This window comes from Ferribacterium limneticum (genome assembly GCF_020510625.1).
Classification (GTDB): domain Bacteria; phylum Pseudomonadota; class Gammaproteobacteria; order Burkholderiales; family Rhodocyclaceae; genus Azonexus; species Azonexus limneticus_A.
Map to the genome: position 1 here is coordinate 4,000,567 of NZ_CP075191.1, position 14,704 is coordinate 4,015,270.

At 59.8% G+C, this 14,704-nt stretch carries 15 protein-coding genes, 1 other RNA gene and 2 riboswitches; of the genes, 6 read left to right on the forward strand and 10 right to left on the reverse strand.

Annotated elements, in window-relative coordinates:
* Positions 1-7 precede the first annotated feature (7 nt).
* Complete coding sequence (scpA, locus tag KI617_RS19180) at positions 8-2,158, reverse strand: methylmalonyl-CoA mutase (protein WP_226449070.1); 2,151 nt, start codon at positions 2,156-2,158, stop codon at positions 8-10.
* Positions 2,159-2,325: 167 nt separating this feature from the next.
* Between scpA and KI617_RS19185 the strand changes: the two genes are divergently transcribed.
* Entirely contained in the window at positions 2,326-2,991 is a 666-nt protein-coding gene (locus tag KI617_RS19185) for a GntR family transcriptional regulator (protein ID WP_226449072.1), read from the forward strand.
* A 9-nt stretch (positions 2,992-3,000) separates the two neighbouring features.
* On the opposite strand, the gene KI617_RS20475 is transcribed toward KI617_RS19185, so the two are convergent.
* The 4 genes from KI617_RS20475 to KI617_RS19205 all read right to left on the reverse strand — a co-directional run bounded on the left by KI617_RS20475 (position 3,001) and on the right by KI617_RS19205 (position 6,902).
* Positions 3,001-4,287 carry a methyl-accepting chemotaxis protein gene (locus tag KI617_RS20475; protein ID WP_319004128.1) on the reverse strand — a complete coding sequence of 429 codons (1,287 nt, stop codon included), beginning with the start codon at positions 4,285-4,287 and terminating at the stop codon, positions 3,001-3,003.
* Positions 4,262-4,780 carry a PAS domain-containing protein gene (locus KI617_RS19195; RefSeq protein WP_226449074.1) on the reverse strand — a complete coding sequence of 173 codons (519 nt, stop codon included), beginning with the start codon at positions 4,778-4,780 and terminating at the stop codon, positions 4,262-4,264. Before KI617_RS19195 ends, KI617_RS20475 begins: the two co-directional genes overlap by 26 nt.
* 128 nt (positions 4,781-4,908) lie before the next feature.
* Entirely contained in the window at positions 4,909-6,582 is a 1,674-nt protein-coding gene (locus KI617_RS19200; protein ID WP_226449076.1) for a cation acetate symporter, read from the reverse strand.
* Positions 6,582-6,902, reverse strand: a complete 321-nt coding sequence (locus KI617_RS19205) for a DUF485 domain-containing protein (RefSeq protein WP_226449077.1) — start codon at positions 6,900-6,902, stop codon at positions 6,582-6,584. The genes KI617_RS19200 and KI617_RS19205 overlap by 1 nt, the downstream gene beginning before the upstream one ends.
* A 126-nt stretch (positions 6,903-7,028) precedes the next feature.
* Between KI617_RS19205 and KI617_RS19210 the strand changes: the two genes are divergently transcribed.
* Positions 7,029-7,805, forward strand: a complete 777-nt coding sequence (locus tag KI617_RS19210; protein WP_226449079.1) for an enoyl-CoA hydratase/isomerase family protein — start codon at positions 7,029-7,031, stop codon at positions 7,803-7,805.
* On the opposite strand, the gene KI617_RS19215 is transcribed toward KI617_RS19210, so the two are convergent.
* The 5 genes from KI617_RS19215 to KI617_RS19235 form a co-directional block, all read right to left on the reverse strand.
* Positions 7,792-8,598 (reverse strand): sulfite exporter TauE/SafE family protein, encoded by an 807-nt coding sequence (locus KI617_RS19215; protein ID WP_226449081.1) that lies wholly within the window; start codon positions 8,596-8,598, stop codon positions 7,792-7,794. The two genes, KI617_RS19210 and KI617_RS19215, sit on opposite strands and share 14 nt — an antisense overlap.
* Positions 8,595-9,056, reverse strand: coding sequence for an EVE domain-containing protein (locus tag KI617_RS19220; RefSeq protein ID WP_226449083.1), 462 nt, complete (start codon positions 9,054-9,056; stop codon positions 8,595-8,597). The genes KI617_RS19215 and KI617_RS19220 overlap by 4 nt, the downstream gene beginning before the upstream one ends.
* 54 nt (positions 9,057-9,110) lie before the next feature.
* Positions 9,111-9,291, reverse strand: a non-coding RNA gene (ssrS, locus tag KI617_RS19225) — 6S RNA.
* Positions 9,292-9,320: 29 nt separating this feature from the next.
* Positions 9,321-9,656 (reverse strand): cell division protein ZapA, encoded by a 336-nt coding sequence (locus KI617_RS19230; RefSeq protein WP_226449085.1) that lies wholly within the window; start codon positions 9,654-9,656, stop codon positions 9,321-9,323.
* Between the two features lies 1 nt (position 9,657).
* Positions 9,658-9,855 (reverse strand): hypothetical protein, encoded by a 198-nt coding sequence (locus tag KI617_RS19235; protein WP_226449087.1) that lies wholly within the window; start codon positions 9,853-9,855, stop codon positions 9,658-9,660.
* Positions 9,856-9,970: 115 nt separating this feature from the next.
* Positions 9,971-10,177, forward strand: a riboswitch (cobalamin riboswitch).
* A gap of 106 nt (positions 10,178-10,283) precedes the next feature.
* On the opposite strand from KI617_RS19235, the gene KI617_RS19240 reads away from it, so the two are divergent.
* The 4 genes from KI617_RS19240 to cobO are packed head-to-tail and all read left to right on the forward strand — an operon-like array spanning position 10,284 to position 14,464.
* Entirely contained in the window at positions 10,284-12,116 is a 1,833-nt protein-coding gene (locus tag KI617_RS19240; RefSeq protein ID WP_226449089.1) for a TonB-dependent receptor domain-containing protein, read from the forward strand.
* A gap of 6 nt (positions 12,117-12,122) precedes the next feature.
* Positions 12,123-13,100, forward strand: a complete 978-nt coding sequence (locus KI617_RS19245) for a FecCD family ABC transporter permease (RefSeq protein WP_226449091.1) — start codon at positions 12,123-12,125, stop codon at positions 13,098-13,100.
* Positions 13,097-13,870 (forward strand): ABC transporter ATP-binding protein, encoded by a 774-nt coding sequence (locus KI617_RS19250; RefSeq protein ID WP_226449093.1) that lies wholly within the window; start codon positions 13,097-13,099, stop codon positions 13,868-13,870. Before KI617_RS19245 ends, KI617_RS19250 begins: the two co-directional genes overlap by 4 nt.
* Positions 13,871-13,873: 3 nt before the next feature.
* The gene (cobO, locus tag KI617_RS19255) at positions 13,874-14,464 is read left to right on the forward strand and encodes a cob(I)yrinic acid a,c-diamide adenosyltransferase (protein ID WP_226449095.1); all 591 of its coding nucleotides are present in this window, start codon (positions 13,874-13,876) and stop codon (positions 14,462-14,464) included.
* A gap of 26 nt (positions 14,465-14,490) precedes the next feature.
* Positions 14,491-14,694: riboswitch (cobalamin riboswitch) on the forward strand.
* Positions 14,695-14,704 lie beyond the last annotated feature (10 nt).

Sequence of the window (14,704 nt, forward strand, 5' to 3'; positions counted from 1 at the left end):
TCGTGAATCAGCCGCGTGCCTTGCGGATTTCTTCCATCACGCGCTTGGCCGAATCCTCGATCCGCGTACCCGGCCCGAAGATAGCCTTGGCACCCGCGTTGTAGAGGTAATCGTAGTCCTGGGCCGGAATCACTCCACCGGCAAAGACGATGATGTCGTCAGCGCCTTGCGCCAGCAAGGACTTGACCAGCTCCGGCAGCAGGGTCTTATGACCGGCAGCCAGCGAGGAAACGCCGATCGCGTGAACGTCGTTTTCGATGGCCTGACGCGCGGCTTCTTCCGGGGTCTGGAACAGCGGACCCATGTCGATGTCGAAGCCGAGGTCAGCAAAAGCAGTCGCTACCACTTTGGCGCCACGGTCATGGCCGTCCTGGCCGAGTTTGGCGATCATGATGCGCGGACGACGACCTTCTTCTTCAGCGAATTTGGCGATATCGGCCTTGATGGATTCCCAGCTTTCCTGACCTTCCACGACACCTCCGTAAACACCCGAAATGGTCTGGTTGTTGGCGCGGAAACGACCGAAGATCTTTTCCAGCGCATCGGATACTTCACCGACCGTGGCACGCAGACGCATGGCCTTGACGGTCAGGTCGAGCAGGTTACCTTCGCCGGTTTCGGCGGCCTTGGTCAGTGCTTCCAGGGCAGCATTGACGGCGGCAGTGTCGCGTGTCGCGCGAATCTGCTTGAGACGGGCAACCTGAGAATCACGGACCGCGTGGTTGTCGATATCGAGGATGTCGATGGCGTCTTCCTTGGCCAGCTTGTACTTGTTGACGCCGACGATGACGTCCTTGCCCGAGTCGATGCGCGCCTGCTTGTCGGCCGCACAGGTTTCGACCTGCATCTTGGCCCAGCCGGATTCGACGGCCTTAGTCATGCCGCCCATCGCCTCGATTTCCTGGATGATGCCCCAAGCCTTGTCGGCCATGTCCTGGGTCAGCTTTTCCATCATGTAGGAACCGGCCCACGGATCGACGACGTTGGTGATGTGGGTTTCTTCCTGGATGATCAACTGGGTGTTGCGGGCGATGCGCGACGAAAACTCGGTCGGCAGCGCGATGGCTTCGTCCAGCGCATTGGTGTGCAGCGACTGGGTGCCGCCAAAGACGGCCGCCATCGCTTCGATGGTGGTGCGCACGACATTGTTGTACGGATCCTGCTCAGTCAGCGACCAGCCCGAAGTCTGGCTGTGCGTGCGCAGCATCTTGGACTTCGGGCTCTTGGCGTTGAAGCCGGTCATGATGCGGTCCCACAGCAGGCGGCCGGCGCGCATCTTGGCGATTTCGAGGTAGAAGTTCATGCCCACCGCCCAGAAGAAGGACAGACGGCCAGCGAAGGTGTCGACGTCCATGCCAGAAGCGACGCCGGTGCGCACATATTCCATGCCGTCGGCCAGCGTGAAGGCCAACTCAATCGCCTGATTGGCGCCGGCTTCCTGGATGTGATAACCGGAAATCGAGATCGAGTTGAACTTCGGCATGTGCTGCGCGGTGTAGCCGAAAATGTCGGCAATGATCTTCATCGACGGCTTGGGCGGATAGATGTAGGTATTCCGCACCATGAATTCTTTGAGAATGTCGTTCTGGATGGTGCCGGACAGTTTGTCCTGCGACACGCCCTGCTCTTCGGCAGCAACGATGTAGCCGGCGAGAATCGGCAGCACGGCACCGTTCATCGTCATCGAGACGGAAATTTTGTCGAGCGGAATGCTGTCGAAGAGGATCTTCATGTCCTCGACGGAATCAATCGCCACGCCGGCCTTGCCGACGTCACCGGTCACCCGGGCGTTATCGGAGTCGTAACCGCGGTGCGTCGCCAGGTCGAAAGCGACGGAAACGCCCTGACCACCGGCGGCCAGGGCCTTGCGGTAGAAGGCGTTGGAAGCCTCGGCAGTAGAGAAGCCAGCGTACTGACGAATGGTCCACGGCTTAACCGCATACATGGTCGGTTGCGGGCCGCGCAGGTAGGGTGCGAAGCCGGGCAGGGTGTCGGCAAACTCGAGACCGGCGACATCTGCCTTCGTATAGAGCGCCTTGACGGCAAGACCTTCCGGGGTGTTCCAGACCAGGTTATTGACGTCGCCGCCGGGAGATTGCTTGGCGGCTGCCTTTTCCCAGGCATCCAGGTTATTGGAATCAAAGAACTTTTCAGACATGACACACCCCTCGCTGATTCGATTTTTTCGGGCTTATGATGCAGAATTCAAAATTCTACGCTTTTGGGCCCAGCTTGACATACCAAGCCCCACATAATACTGTATCCATAATTATGGAAGCAAGTCAGCAAAGCACTGACTCTGCCCGCCGAGACCACACCAAGATAATGAATCGTATCGCTCCCACCGCGCTTTACCAGGAAGTCGCCGAACGACTGCGCCAACGCATCTTCGCCCACGAACTAACTCCTGGCACCTGGATCGACGAGCAAAAACTCGCCGAGCAGTACGGTATTTCGCGCACACCGTTGCGCGAGGCGCTCAAGGTGCTCGCCTCTGAAGGACTGGTTGAGCTTAGGCCACGCCGCGGCTGTTACGTTACCGAGATTTCCCGACAGGATCTGGACGATATCTTCCCGCTGATGGCCATGCTGGAAGGGCGCTGCGCCGCCGAAGCGGTCAAGAACACCAAGCCGGCCGACATCTCGGCGCTCAAGGAAATCCACGAACGGCTGGAGTCCGCAGCACGTGATGGGCGCATTGACGCATTCTTCGAGGCCAACCAGGAATTCCACAAGAAGATTCAGGAACTCTCCGGCAACCGCTGGCTGCTCTCGGTGATCCAGGATCTACGCAAGGTGTTGAAGCTGTCGCGCCTGCACTCCTTGTCGCTGGAAGGCCGCCTGCAGCAATCGCTGGATGAGCACCGCCTGATCATGGCGGCGCTATCGGCCAGCGATGCCACTCGCGCCGAGAAGCTGATGCATGACCATCTGCTTTCCGGACGCGAAGCGCTCGCCAAGATGGATGCGAAAGCCCCCAAGGCAGCCTGACTGCGCCAATCAGCGCATCTGTTTTTCGATATTGGCAAACAGGCTGTCGTAAATCGCCACAAGCGCGTCGCGGTCGGTACTCCCCTTGATCCATTTACGGGAATGCGCAATCTTCGCCGCCTGCTGTTCCATGTCGCTGAGGGAGGTGATATTGACTTCCTCGCCATGCAGAATGGCCGTCACGTCCGCTCGCGCCCGCTGAGCGGTAGCAACAAGGCGCATCGACGACTCCATTGAGTGGGCACCACTCCCGATCGTGCTGGCCAATTCGCAAACACGATTGGCCGATGTCGCCGAATTGGCCAGCTCACTGCTGAATTCGCCTGCTGTCAGGCGCGCACCGGAGACTGCTTGTTGCAGATCACCGATCTGGATAGTGGCTTTTTGCATCGAGGTGCTGATCGCCGAGATTGCGGCAGCAATTTCTTCGGCCGAACGCTGCGCCTGATCCGCCAGTTTGCGTACTTCGTCGGCCACCACCGCAAAACCCCGCCCGGCTTCACCGGCCCGTGCCGCCTCGATGGCGGCATTCAGGGCGAGCAGATTGGTCTGTTTCGCGACACCTTCGATTCGGCCGGTCAGCAAGTGAATCGCTGCGGCCTTGGCATTAAGGTCATCGAGCGCGCTGACACCAGCTTCTGCCGCCTGCTGCGCCCCACCCAGCGCATCCGACATCCGCTGGGCAGCATTCGACATCGCGGAGGCTGAGTCCCCAAAGTCTCCGGCCAGTTGCTGCGATACTTTCGAATTGCCGCCGACTTCGATCAAAGCTTTATCGACGTGTTCGATGGCCATCGACAATCCCCGCTCGGAACGCAGGAATATCCTTGAGAGTAGGGCCTCTCGGGCAATCGTCTCCTGCGCCTCCTCGAGATGATCGAGCAGGACCTGCATTTGCTCGAGAACCGTACTGAAGGTGCCATGCAAACCAGGTCTCTGCAGCCGCCGCCAACCCCTCCCCGTCGATGAAGCTTGCATCGCCCCGAGAATTTCGCGAAAGGCTGTTTCAGTCTGGTCCAGCGCCGAGTTGAGATTAACCCGGATCGCCTCCAGCGTTGGATCAGCCATGGCATGCGGCAAACGGGCCACCAGATGGCCTTTGCTGACCTGAGTCAGGAGTGCTTCAAGCTTCACGAGCTCGGCCGCCGAAGTCGTATTCGGCCAGAAAAGCAGCACCAGGGCGACAAAAAGACAGGCCGCTGCAGCCCATGGGGAAACGAAGCCTACACCCAAGGCCAGCAACAGCAAAGTTGCCAGAGTGAGCCGCGCTTTAGAGCGAGAAGACGAGTTCTTCATAACTCACTCCTGATTGATTCATGATATCGAGCAAGACATTGGTTCCGGCTTCGATCGCCGAGCGCGCCCCGGCTGAGCGCTCCGCCGCCAGCATCGCCCGATAAACCGGCTCTATCTTGCGTACGGCCTCCGCTTTGGGACAACGCCGGACAGAGGTATAGCCGACGATGTTCCCGGCCGAATCCAGATCCGGCGTGATGTGGGTAAACACCCAGTAAAAACCGCCATCCTTCGACATGTTTTTCACGTAACCAAAGAATTCGCTGCCCGATTGGATCGTGTCCCACGCAAGCTTGAAAGCAGACCGAGGCATGTCCGGGTGGCGAATGATGTTGTGCTGAGAGCCCAGCAACTCATCTTCGGAATAGCCCGAGAATTCGATAAAAATCGGATTGCCGTAAGTGATTATTCCCTTGGCGTTGGTCTTGGAGACGATAAAGTCATCTTCGCGCATCTTGCGCTCAACGCTGGTCGGTTCAATTGCTCTTTTCATCAGCTCCTCCAAATATTCCTCAAATTTACTACAAATGGAATTTCATTGAAGGCACTAGAAATATTTAGTCCGATAAAAAACCCCCGGCAGCTTTCACTGCCGGGGGTTTTTATTCTGCTTGCGCAGGATTAGTGACTGCTGGCCGATTCAGCACCGTAACCCGTCTGGGCCCGGACATACTGATCTTCAAAAGCCTCGATTTCCTTGCCGGCGCGAACGCTGGTATCAGTCTTCGAGAAGATGTATGCGAGCAGGAAGGCAATCGGCATCGCGAACAGCGCTGGCTGGGTGTAGGGGAACAGTGCTGCCTTGTTACCCAGCACGTCGACCCACACCGACTTCGAGAAGAGCACGAAGAGCACGGCGGAAACCAGACCACCGTAGCCGCCGAACAGTGCGCCACGAGTCGTCAGGCCCTTCCAGTACATGGAAAGGATCAGCACCGGGAAGTTGGCAGCAGCAGCCACACCAAAGGCCAGGCCGACCATGAAAGCGATGTTCTGCTTCTCGAACAGAATGCCGAGCACGATGGCGACGGCGCCGAGACAGATGGTGGCGATCTTGGAAACGCGGATTTCAGCCGCCTCAGAGGCCGTCCCCTTCTTGATGACTCGGGCGTACAGGTCATGCGAGATCGCCGAGGCACCAGCCAAAGCCAGACCGGAAACCACGGCCAGGATCGTCGCGAAAGCCACAGCCGCCAGGAAGCCGAGCAGCATGTTGCCGCCAACCGCTTTGGCCAGGTGCATGGCAACCATGTTGCCGCCACCGATCATCTTGGCGCCCAGCGTACCGCCTTCGAAGAACTCCGGATTCTGACCAACGATCAGGATGCCACACAGGCCCATGATGAAGATCACGTTGAAGAAATAGGCGACGAAACCGGAGGCGTAAAGCACCGACTTGCGGGCTTCCTTGGCATCGGTCACGGTGAAGAAACGCATCAGGATGTGCGGCAGGCCAGCCGTACCGAACATCAGGCCGAGGCCAAGCGAGATGGCGGTCACCGGATCGGCCAGCAGGCTGCCCGGGTACATAAGCTTGGGACCAAGCTTATGGACGGCCGTTGCCTTTTCGAGCAAGGTCTGGAACGAGAAGCCAAACTGCCCGAAGGCCAGGAACATGACCAGCGTACCGCCAGCCAGCAGCATGCAGGCCTTGATGATCTGCACCCAGGTGGTAGCAACCATGCCGCCGAAAGTCACGTAAACCATCATCAGGATGCCAACGGCGAAGATCGCGACGTTGTATTCCAGACCGAACAGCAGCTTGATCAGCTGGCCCGCACCGACCATCTGGGCGATCAGGTAGAAGCAGACCACGGTCAGCGAAGAGATCGCTGCCATGGTGCGCACCTTGCCTTGATCCAGGCGGTAGGCGGTGATGTCGGAGAAGGTGAACTTGCCCAGATTGCGCAGGCGTTCGGCCATCAGGAAGAGAATGATCGGCCAGCCAGCGAAGAAGGCCAGCATGTAGATGTAGCCGTCATAGCCCTGGCCATAGACCATGGCGGTCAGACCGAGCAGCGTGGCGGCGGACATGTAGTCGCCGGCAATCGCCAGGCCGTTCTGGAAACCGGTGATGCCACCGCCGGCGGTGTAGAAGTCAGCGGTCGACTTGGTGCGGCTGGCTGCCCAATAGGTAATGCCCATCGTCATCGTGACGAAGATGCAGAACATGATGATGGCGTGCCAGTTGGTCGCCTGTTGTTCGGTCTGACCTTCGAGCGGGCCGCCGGCAAAAGCCAGGGCGGCAACGGCGAAGAGAGCGAGGCCGGAAGCGAGTTGAGTCAGGCGGCGCATTATTTGTTCTCCTTCCAGGCTTCCTTGACGATTTGCTGCGTCAAGGCGTCGAATTCTGTATTGGCGCGGCGAACGTAAACTGCCGTCAGCACCCAGAAGAAAATGAACATGAAGAGCTCAACGGCCACACCGACCGTCAGCATCGAACCCTCGCTCAACGGCTGTCCAAGCGAGGCGGGGTTAAACGCCACCACCATCACGAAGCCGTAAAACATGGTCAAAACAATGAATGCCAACGTCCAGGCAAAACGACCCCGTCGAGCGACGAGTTCCTGGAACTTCGGGTTGGCCCGCATCCGCTCATACATCGCGCTGCTCATGGCTGATCCTCCCTAATTAATAATTACCGTAAAAACCGGCGGCTGTATTATATCTTATAGAAGACACAGCCGGCGCTGGCGTGGCACCCTCTTATAATTCTCTGTTTTGTGCTGGCAGGACATCGAATGACGACAGTCGACCTTTTGCTTCAGGGTGAAATCGCCACCCTGACGCTGAACAATCCGGAAAAACTCAACGCAATTAATCTATCCATGTGGCAGCAACTCGCTGACAACATGGCCAAGCTCAGCTCTGATCGAAGCATTCGCTGTGTCGTCATTCGCGGTGCCGGCAACGATGCCTTCGCCGCCGGTGGTGATCTGGAAGAGTTTGTCACCGACCGAGCCACGCTTGATCAGGCGCTGCACTATCACGGACAGGTAGCCGCTGCGCTGAACGCCATCGCCGATTGCCCCCACCCGACCGTGGCGCTGATTCACGGCGCCTGCATCGGTGGCGGCCTGGAAATCGCCGGTGTCTGTGACCTGCGCATCGCCGGAGAAAGCGCCAAATTCGGCGCGCCGATCAACAAACTCGGCTTTTCGATGTACCCCGGCGAAATGGAAGGCCTGCTGCGCCTGGCCGGGCCGGCCGTGATCAAGGAAATCCTGCTCGAAGGACGCATCCTGAGCGCTCGCGAGGCCTATGAAAAAGGCTTGCTGACCCGTATCGTCAAGGATGAGCAGGTCGAGGATGAAGCCTATGCCAGCGCCCGCCGCATCTGTTCCGGCGCTCCACTGGTCGCCGGTTGGCACAAGCAATGGATACGCCGCTTGCTGAACGGCCAACCGCTGAGCGATGAAGAAAAAGCGGCCTCTTTCGCCTTTCTGGAAACCGAAGACTACAAGGAAGGTCTTGCCGCCTTCCTCGCCAAGCGCAAGCCGGTGTTCAAGGCGCGCTGAACAGCCCCCACATCATCTTGCCGGCCAAAGCCAGCAAGATGGCGGCAAAGACACGCTTAAGCGTCTTGACGGGCAACTGGTGGGTCAAACGGGCACCGATCGGCGCAGTCAGCATGCTGACTGCCGCCACCCCGACCACTGCCGGCAGATAGACGAAACCCAGACTGCCAGAAGGCAGCCCGGCCGCCGACCAGCCGTTCCAGATGTAACCAAGCGCCCCGCCCAGCGCAATCGGGAAACCAATGGCAGCCGAGGTGCCAATGGCATTTTGAACCTTGACATTGCACCAGGTCATGAAAGGCACCGACAGCACCCCGCCGCCGATCGCCACCAGGCAGGAGATGAAGCCGATCCCGGCACCCACCAAGCCGGTACCAAAGGCGCCCGGCAATTCACGATGCGGATGCGGCTTGAGGTTGATGATCATCTGCACGGACACGTAACATATAAACACCGTAAAGATCAGCGCCAGCGCCTTGGTCGGCACCAGGCTGGCCACGTGCGTGCCGATCAAAGTGCCGGCGATGATGCCCGGCGTAATTCGGGCCACAATCGGCCAAAGCACGGCGCCGTGTGCATGGTGAGTACGAACACTGGAAATTGACGTAAAGAAAATGGTCGCCATTGAAGTACCAAGCGCCAAATGCATGACCTCGCCAGAGGGGAAGGCCTGGGCCGTAAAGAGCATGACCAGCACCGGCACCATCAGCGAACCGCCGCCAATTCCCAGCAGGCCGGCAAAAAAGCCGGCAAAGGCGCCCAGGGCGAGATACGCCAGCCACCAGATCGTCATCGCAACCCCATCAATTGCTTGGTAATAAAAGCCCATTCTGCGGCACTGACCGGCATGATCGACAAGCGGTTGCCACGGGCAAGGAGGCGCATATTAGCAAGTTCTGGATGGGCCCGCAGTTCAGGCAGCGGGAGATACCGCGTCTTCTCGATGAAACGTAGATCGCGCAGCATCCAGCGTGGATTGTCGGTAGTCGATTTCGGATCGAAATAGTGGCTGGCCGGAGAAAACTGTGTTTCGTCCGGATACGGCGCCGAGCAGACCTCGCCAATTCCGGCAATGCCCGGCGCGGCGCAACCGGAATGATAGAAGAAGGCGAGATCGCCGATCTGCATCGCATCGCGCATGAAATTGCGTGCCTGATAGTTCCGGACGCCAAACCACGGAACGCTGCCCTGCGTTGCCAGATCGTCGATCGATATCTCGTCCGGTTCCGACTTCATCAGCCAGTATTGCATTTTCAATTCCTGAAAATGGAAACGGGTGGCAGATTGCTCTGCCACCCGTTGGATTTGGTCCCCGCGAGTGCCGTCAGGCCGGCATCCTGAACCTGGGTTCAGAGTGGCTGCTTTCCCCCCGTATCAGGCACACTCGACAAAGAGCGCGCACAACAACGGTTTCAATGGTCCGCAACCGATGCCAATTAGCATTGGTTCAAGGAATATATGGCCTTAACAAACACCGCAGGGAACACTTGGCGGGCTACGCCGGCAACGCTTTGATCAGAGATCCAGTTGTTGCTGAGGCGCCAGCACGGCATCCAACCGTGCTCCCATGTCACCGATTCTACGCTTCGTTTCGGAAGTATCAACCGCTTCCGAAAACTCTTTTTGCGCAGCGCCGGCATCTCCGGAAAGGTGCTCATGGGCAATATTCAGCGCGGCCATCACGGCCACCCGCTCGGCGATAGTATTCTTGGTGCGCTGGGCAATGTCGCGCATCTTGTTGTCGACCAGATCGACCGCCGACAACAGGGCATCGCGCTCTTCAGGAGTGCAGGCGACGCGGTATTCGCGCCCCATGATCTTGACGTCGAGGAAATTCGGTTCGCCACTCATCTCAGGCATCCTCGGGAATCTTGTCCATCAGGCCTTCCAGACGCTCACGAGCCACCGTCATCGTCTGGCGAAGATGCAGCCTTTCAGCCTCGGCCGCGACCATCTGGTTTCTCAAAACCTCATTCTCGGCCCGCAACTGGTGTACCAGTGCAACGACCTGTTCGATTTTGGCTTCGAGCGTTTCGAGTTCGACATTCATGGCGCGAACTATAGAGGGGAAAACGCCGCTCGGTCAAGGACTAAGCCTTTATTCTCAAAGTGGTTTATAGAAATTTTCCGACACTTTGCTGATGCACCGCAGCATTGATGCATGTAGAATGCGCCCCGTCTCAGGTGCTGCGCACGGATTCTCCAAGCGCAGTTAAACGGGAAAGCGGTGCGTCTCAAACTAGACCATTCCGCTGCTGCCCCCGCAACGGTAAGCAAGTGCGGGCGCGTCATCAAGCCACTGGGTTTCAACCTGGGAAGGCGACGCGTCAAGACTTGCGAGCCCGGATACCGGCCTGGAACACCCATTGGAAGTGCCACGGGGTGGTGGTGCCTGTTCCCTGATCAGACCTTTCCCCATGCACTTTCTTGCCAATATTGCTCCGGCATGCGGGGACGCCTGCCGGGAAAGGAAAGTCCATGCAATCCCAATCCTGTATGAAGCCGCTCGCGGCAATTATTTCCCTTTTGTTCATTGTCGACGCCAATGCGGCTGAACGCCTCGCGGCACTCGACCCAGTCGTTGTCACGGCTTCCCGACAGGAAATGAAAGCCTCGGAAGTTCTGTCGGATATCACGGTCCTCGAACGCGAGGATTTGGAGCGGGCCGGACAATCGACCCTGGAAGAGGTGCTGGCCCGGCAACCGGGAATCGAATTCATGTCGAACGGTAGCAATGGTGCGACGACCAGCCTGTACTTCCGCGGCACCAACAGCAAGCATGTCCTGTTGCTGATCGACGGCATGCGTGTCGGCTCGGTCACGGCTGGCGATGTCAGCTGGTCGCGCCTTCCGCTGGCTCAGGTCGAGCGTGTGGAAATTGTTCGTGGCCCGGCCTCGTCGCTTTACGGCGCCGATGCGCTCGGTGGAGTGGTCCAGGTATTCACCCGGCAGAGCGAAGGTCCCGCCCGCTTCTTTGGCGAGGCTGGCGCAGGAAGCTACGATACCTATTCCACTTCCGGCGGTGTCAGCGGCAGCCAGGATGGCTGGCGCTATGCGCTGAATGCCAGCACCTATCGGACACGGGGTTTCAACTCCAAGCTGCGCACGACCGGCAAGGACAACGATCGGGACGGTTTCGAAAACAACAGTGTCTCCGGCCGTATCGCCTATGAGTTTGCCAAGGGCCATGAGGCAGGTGCCCAGGTGTTTTACAGCGACGGCGAAAGCAAATACGACGCAGGCAAGGACGACCGCAATCAGCTCACAGTTTCCAGCTTCAACACCTTCCTGCGCAACCGGATCACCCAGCAGTGGACGAGCACACTAACCGTCGGCCAAAGCGTGGACGACTCCCGCAATACAGGGACCTATAACACCAGTTACAAGACCGAGCAGACGCAGTATGCCTGGCAGAACGATGTGAAGACCGGGATCGGCACCTTCCTGCTCGGCGCCGAGCGACTCGACCAGACGGTCAGCGCGACGACAGCCTATCAACTCACCTCACGCACCAACGACTCTGCCCAGATTGGCTGGCTGGGCAACTACCAGGCCCACCGCCTGCAATTGAATGCCCGCTACGACGACAACTCGCAGTTCGGCGACAAGGCAACCGGCTCGGCGGCCTACGGCTACAAGTTCGACAAGAATTGGCGGGCCAATGTCAGCTATGGCACGGCCTTCCGGGCGCCTTCTTTCAACGATCTGTACTGGCCTTTCGCCGATTACGGCGCCTGGGGAACCTATCAGGGCAACCCCAATCTCCAGCCGGAATTCGCGCACAATCGTGAAGCCGTGCTGCACTACGACAATGGCCAACACCGCGTATCGGTCACCTGGTTCCTGAACCGGGTACAGAACCTCATTGCCAGTTCAGGCGGCTTCAATGCAATGCCGGTCAACGTCGGCAACGCCCGCCTGGAAGGCATCGGCATCAACTATGCCGGCCGCGTCGGCTCCTTCATCCTCGAAGCCAACTACAATCACCAAGATCCGCGCAATACCGACACTGACAAACTGCTCGCCCGCCGGGCCCGCAATTTTGGATCGGTCGCCGTCGGCCAGGCCATCGGCCCCTGGGATTGGCGCATGGAATACCAGGCCAGCGGCTACCGCTTCGACGAGGCGCTGAACAATGTAAAACTGGACGGCTATGCCCTGCTCAACCTCTATGGCGCGTATCGTTTCACGCGTGACTGGTCTGTTTTCGCCCGCATCAACAACCTGTTCGACCGCGACTATGTCCTGGCCGACGGCTTTGCGACGCCGGGCGTGAACGCGTTTATCGGTATTCGCTACGCCCCGAAATAATCCACCATGCCCACTCGCCAGCGCGCCTTCCTGATCCTCACCAGCCTCTGCCTGTTGGCCGTGGCGAGTTTCGGCTTGGCGTTGACGGTGGGCAGTTTCAAGGTTTCCTATGGCGAAGTGCTGGCAGCGCTGCTCGGCCACGAAGGCGGCGGCGGTGACGTGGTTCTGCAGCTTCGCCTGCCGCGCGCCATTGCCGGCTTTGCCTGCGGCGGACTGCTGGCGCTGGCCGGCGCACTGATGCAGGTGTTGCTCCGTAATCCACTGGCCGATCCTTACGTGCTGGGCATTTCCGGCGGCGCCGGGGTGGGGGCGATGTTTGCCATCCTGATCGGCCTGCCGGTGCTCGGCATCGATGGCCTGGCTTTCCTTGGAGCGCTGGGGGCGATGTTCATCGTTTTCGGGCTGGCCCATGGCGATGGCAGCTGGACCCAGACCCGCCTGCTGTTGACCGGCGTCATCGTTGCTGCCGGTTGCGGTGCGCTGGTCGCTCTGATGCTGGCCATCGCCGAGGAACACAAGCTGCGCGGCATGCTGTTCTGGCTGATGGGCGACCTCGGGCAGAGCACCCAGTGGTGGCCGGCCTTGCTGGCGCTGGTCGTGGCTTTGGCCGCGGCCATGCCCTTCGCCCGCGAACTGAATCTGCTGTCGCGCGGCATGATGCAGGCGCAGGCACTGGGCGTTGCGGTTGGCCGGCTGCGTTATGCCATTTATCTGCTGGCTTCGCTGGCTACAGCGGGGTCGGTGACCACCGCCGGCTCAATCGGCTTTGTCGGGCTGGTCGTACCGCATCTGGTGCGACTGGCTACCGGCAACGACCAGCGGCTGTTGCTCCCAGCCTCGGTGCTGGCCGGCGGTTCGCTGTTGGTGCTGGCCGATACGCTGGCCCGGACACTGATCGCACCGCAGCAACTGCCAGTCGGCGTGCTGACGGCATTGATCGGCGTGCCAGTTTTCCTTTTCCTGTTGTCGAGGCAGCCGAAATGAGCCGCCCGCTGCTCGAAGCCCGTCAGCTGCGCGTCGAAATCGGCGACAAGACAGTGGTCGACCGCCTGGATCTTGCCGTCACGACTGGCGAGCGGGTAGCCATCCTCGGCCGCAATGGCGCCGGTAAATCGACCCTGCTGTCCACACTGGCCGGCCTGCGCAAAGCAGCCGGCGGCGCCGTGTTGCTCGACGGCGAGGATGCCGCGCTGATGCCGCCACGTCAGGCCGCCTTGCAACGTGCCTGGCTGGGACAGTTCCAGAACGATCCCTTTGGCTCGACCGTGCTGGAAACTGCGCTGACCGGCCGCCATCCGCACCTTGGCCGCTGGGATTGGGAATCGACCCGCGACGCGGAACTGGCGCGTGGTGCGCTGAAAGCGGTGGGGCTGGATGGCATGGAAACCCGGCAGATTCACACCCTCTCCGGCGGCGAACGCCAGCGGCTGGCCATCGCCACGCTACTGACACAGGCCGCACCGCTCTACCTGCTCGACGAGCCGCTATCGCATCTCGACCTCAACCACCAGATGGCCGTGCTTGAACTGTTCGCTGGCACGGCCCGCGACTGCGGCGCCGGCGTCATCATGGTGCTGCACGACCCGGCCCTGGCCCACCGCTTCTGTGACCGGGCGCTACTCGTTTTCGGCGACGGCCGCACCGAGATTGCGCCGGTCGACGACATCCTGACGGCCGAAACGCTGTCCGACCTTTACGGCTATGGCCTGCGACAAATCGAAGACCGCGGCCATCGCTGCTTTATTCCGGAATAGACAATGAGCATCACGCACGAAGAACGCATGCAGAAAAAGAAGGCCGTCATCGACAGCAAGATCGAGGCGGCACAAGAGGAACGCGGCGTGCTGGTGATCAACACCGGCAACGGCAAGGGCAAGTCGAGCGCGGCTTTCGGCGTCGTCGCCCGCGCCCTTGGCCACGGCCTGAAGGTTGGCGTCGTGCAGTTCGTCAAAGGCCGCTCGGATACGGGTGAGGAAGCCTTCTTCCGCCAGCAGGCCAACGTGCAATGGCATGTCGGCGGCGAGGGCTTCACCTGGGAAACCCAGGACAAGGACCGCGACGCCAAGGCCGCGCAGGCCGCCTGGGACATCGCCTGCGGTCATTTGAGCGATCCAGCCATCGGCCTCGTCGTCCTCGACGAAATGACCTACGCCTTCAAGTATGGCTGGCTGGATCTCGACACCGTCATCGCCAAGCTGCTCTCCCGCCCCCGGATGCAGCACGTGATCATCACCGGCCGCGCCGCCCCGCAGGCCCTGCGCGATGCCGCCGATACGGTCAGCGACATCGGCATGGAGAAACACGCCTTCCAGAGCGGCATCAAGGCCATGCCGGGATTGGAGTTCTGAACATAGCCAACGTCATAGTTATTCATTAGAATCAAATTTTTTCGGGTGCCCGCGCTTGTTTTGCAAGCAAGGGTGAAACGGGAAGCCGGTGACCTCGCAAACGCGACCATTCCGGCGCAGCCCCCGCTGCTGTAAGCCTGACGACTCCGCATCCGCCACTGTGTTCGCACGGGAAGGCGCGGGGAAGGACGATGGCGAGCCAGAAGACCGGCCCGAAAAATTCGTAGCACCATTCCCCGG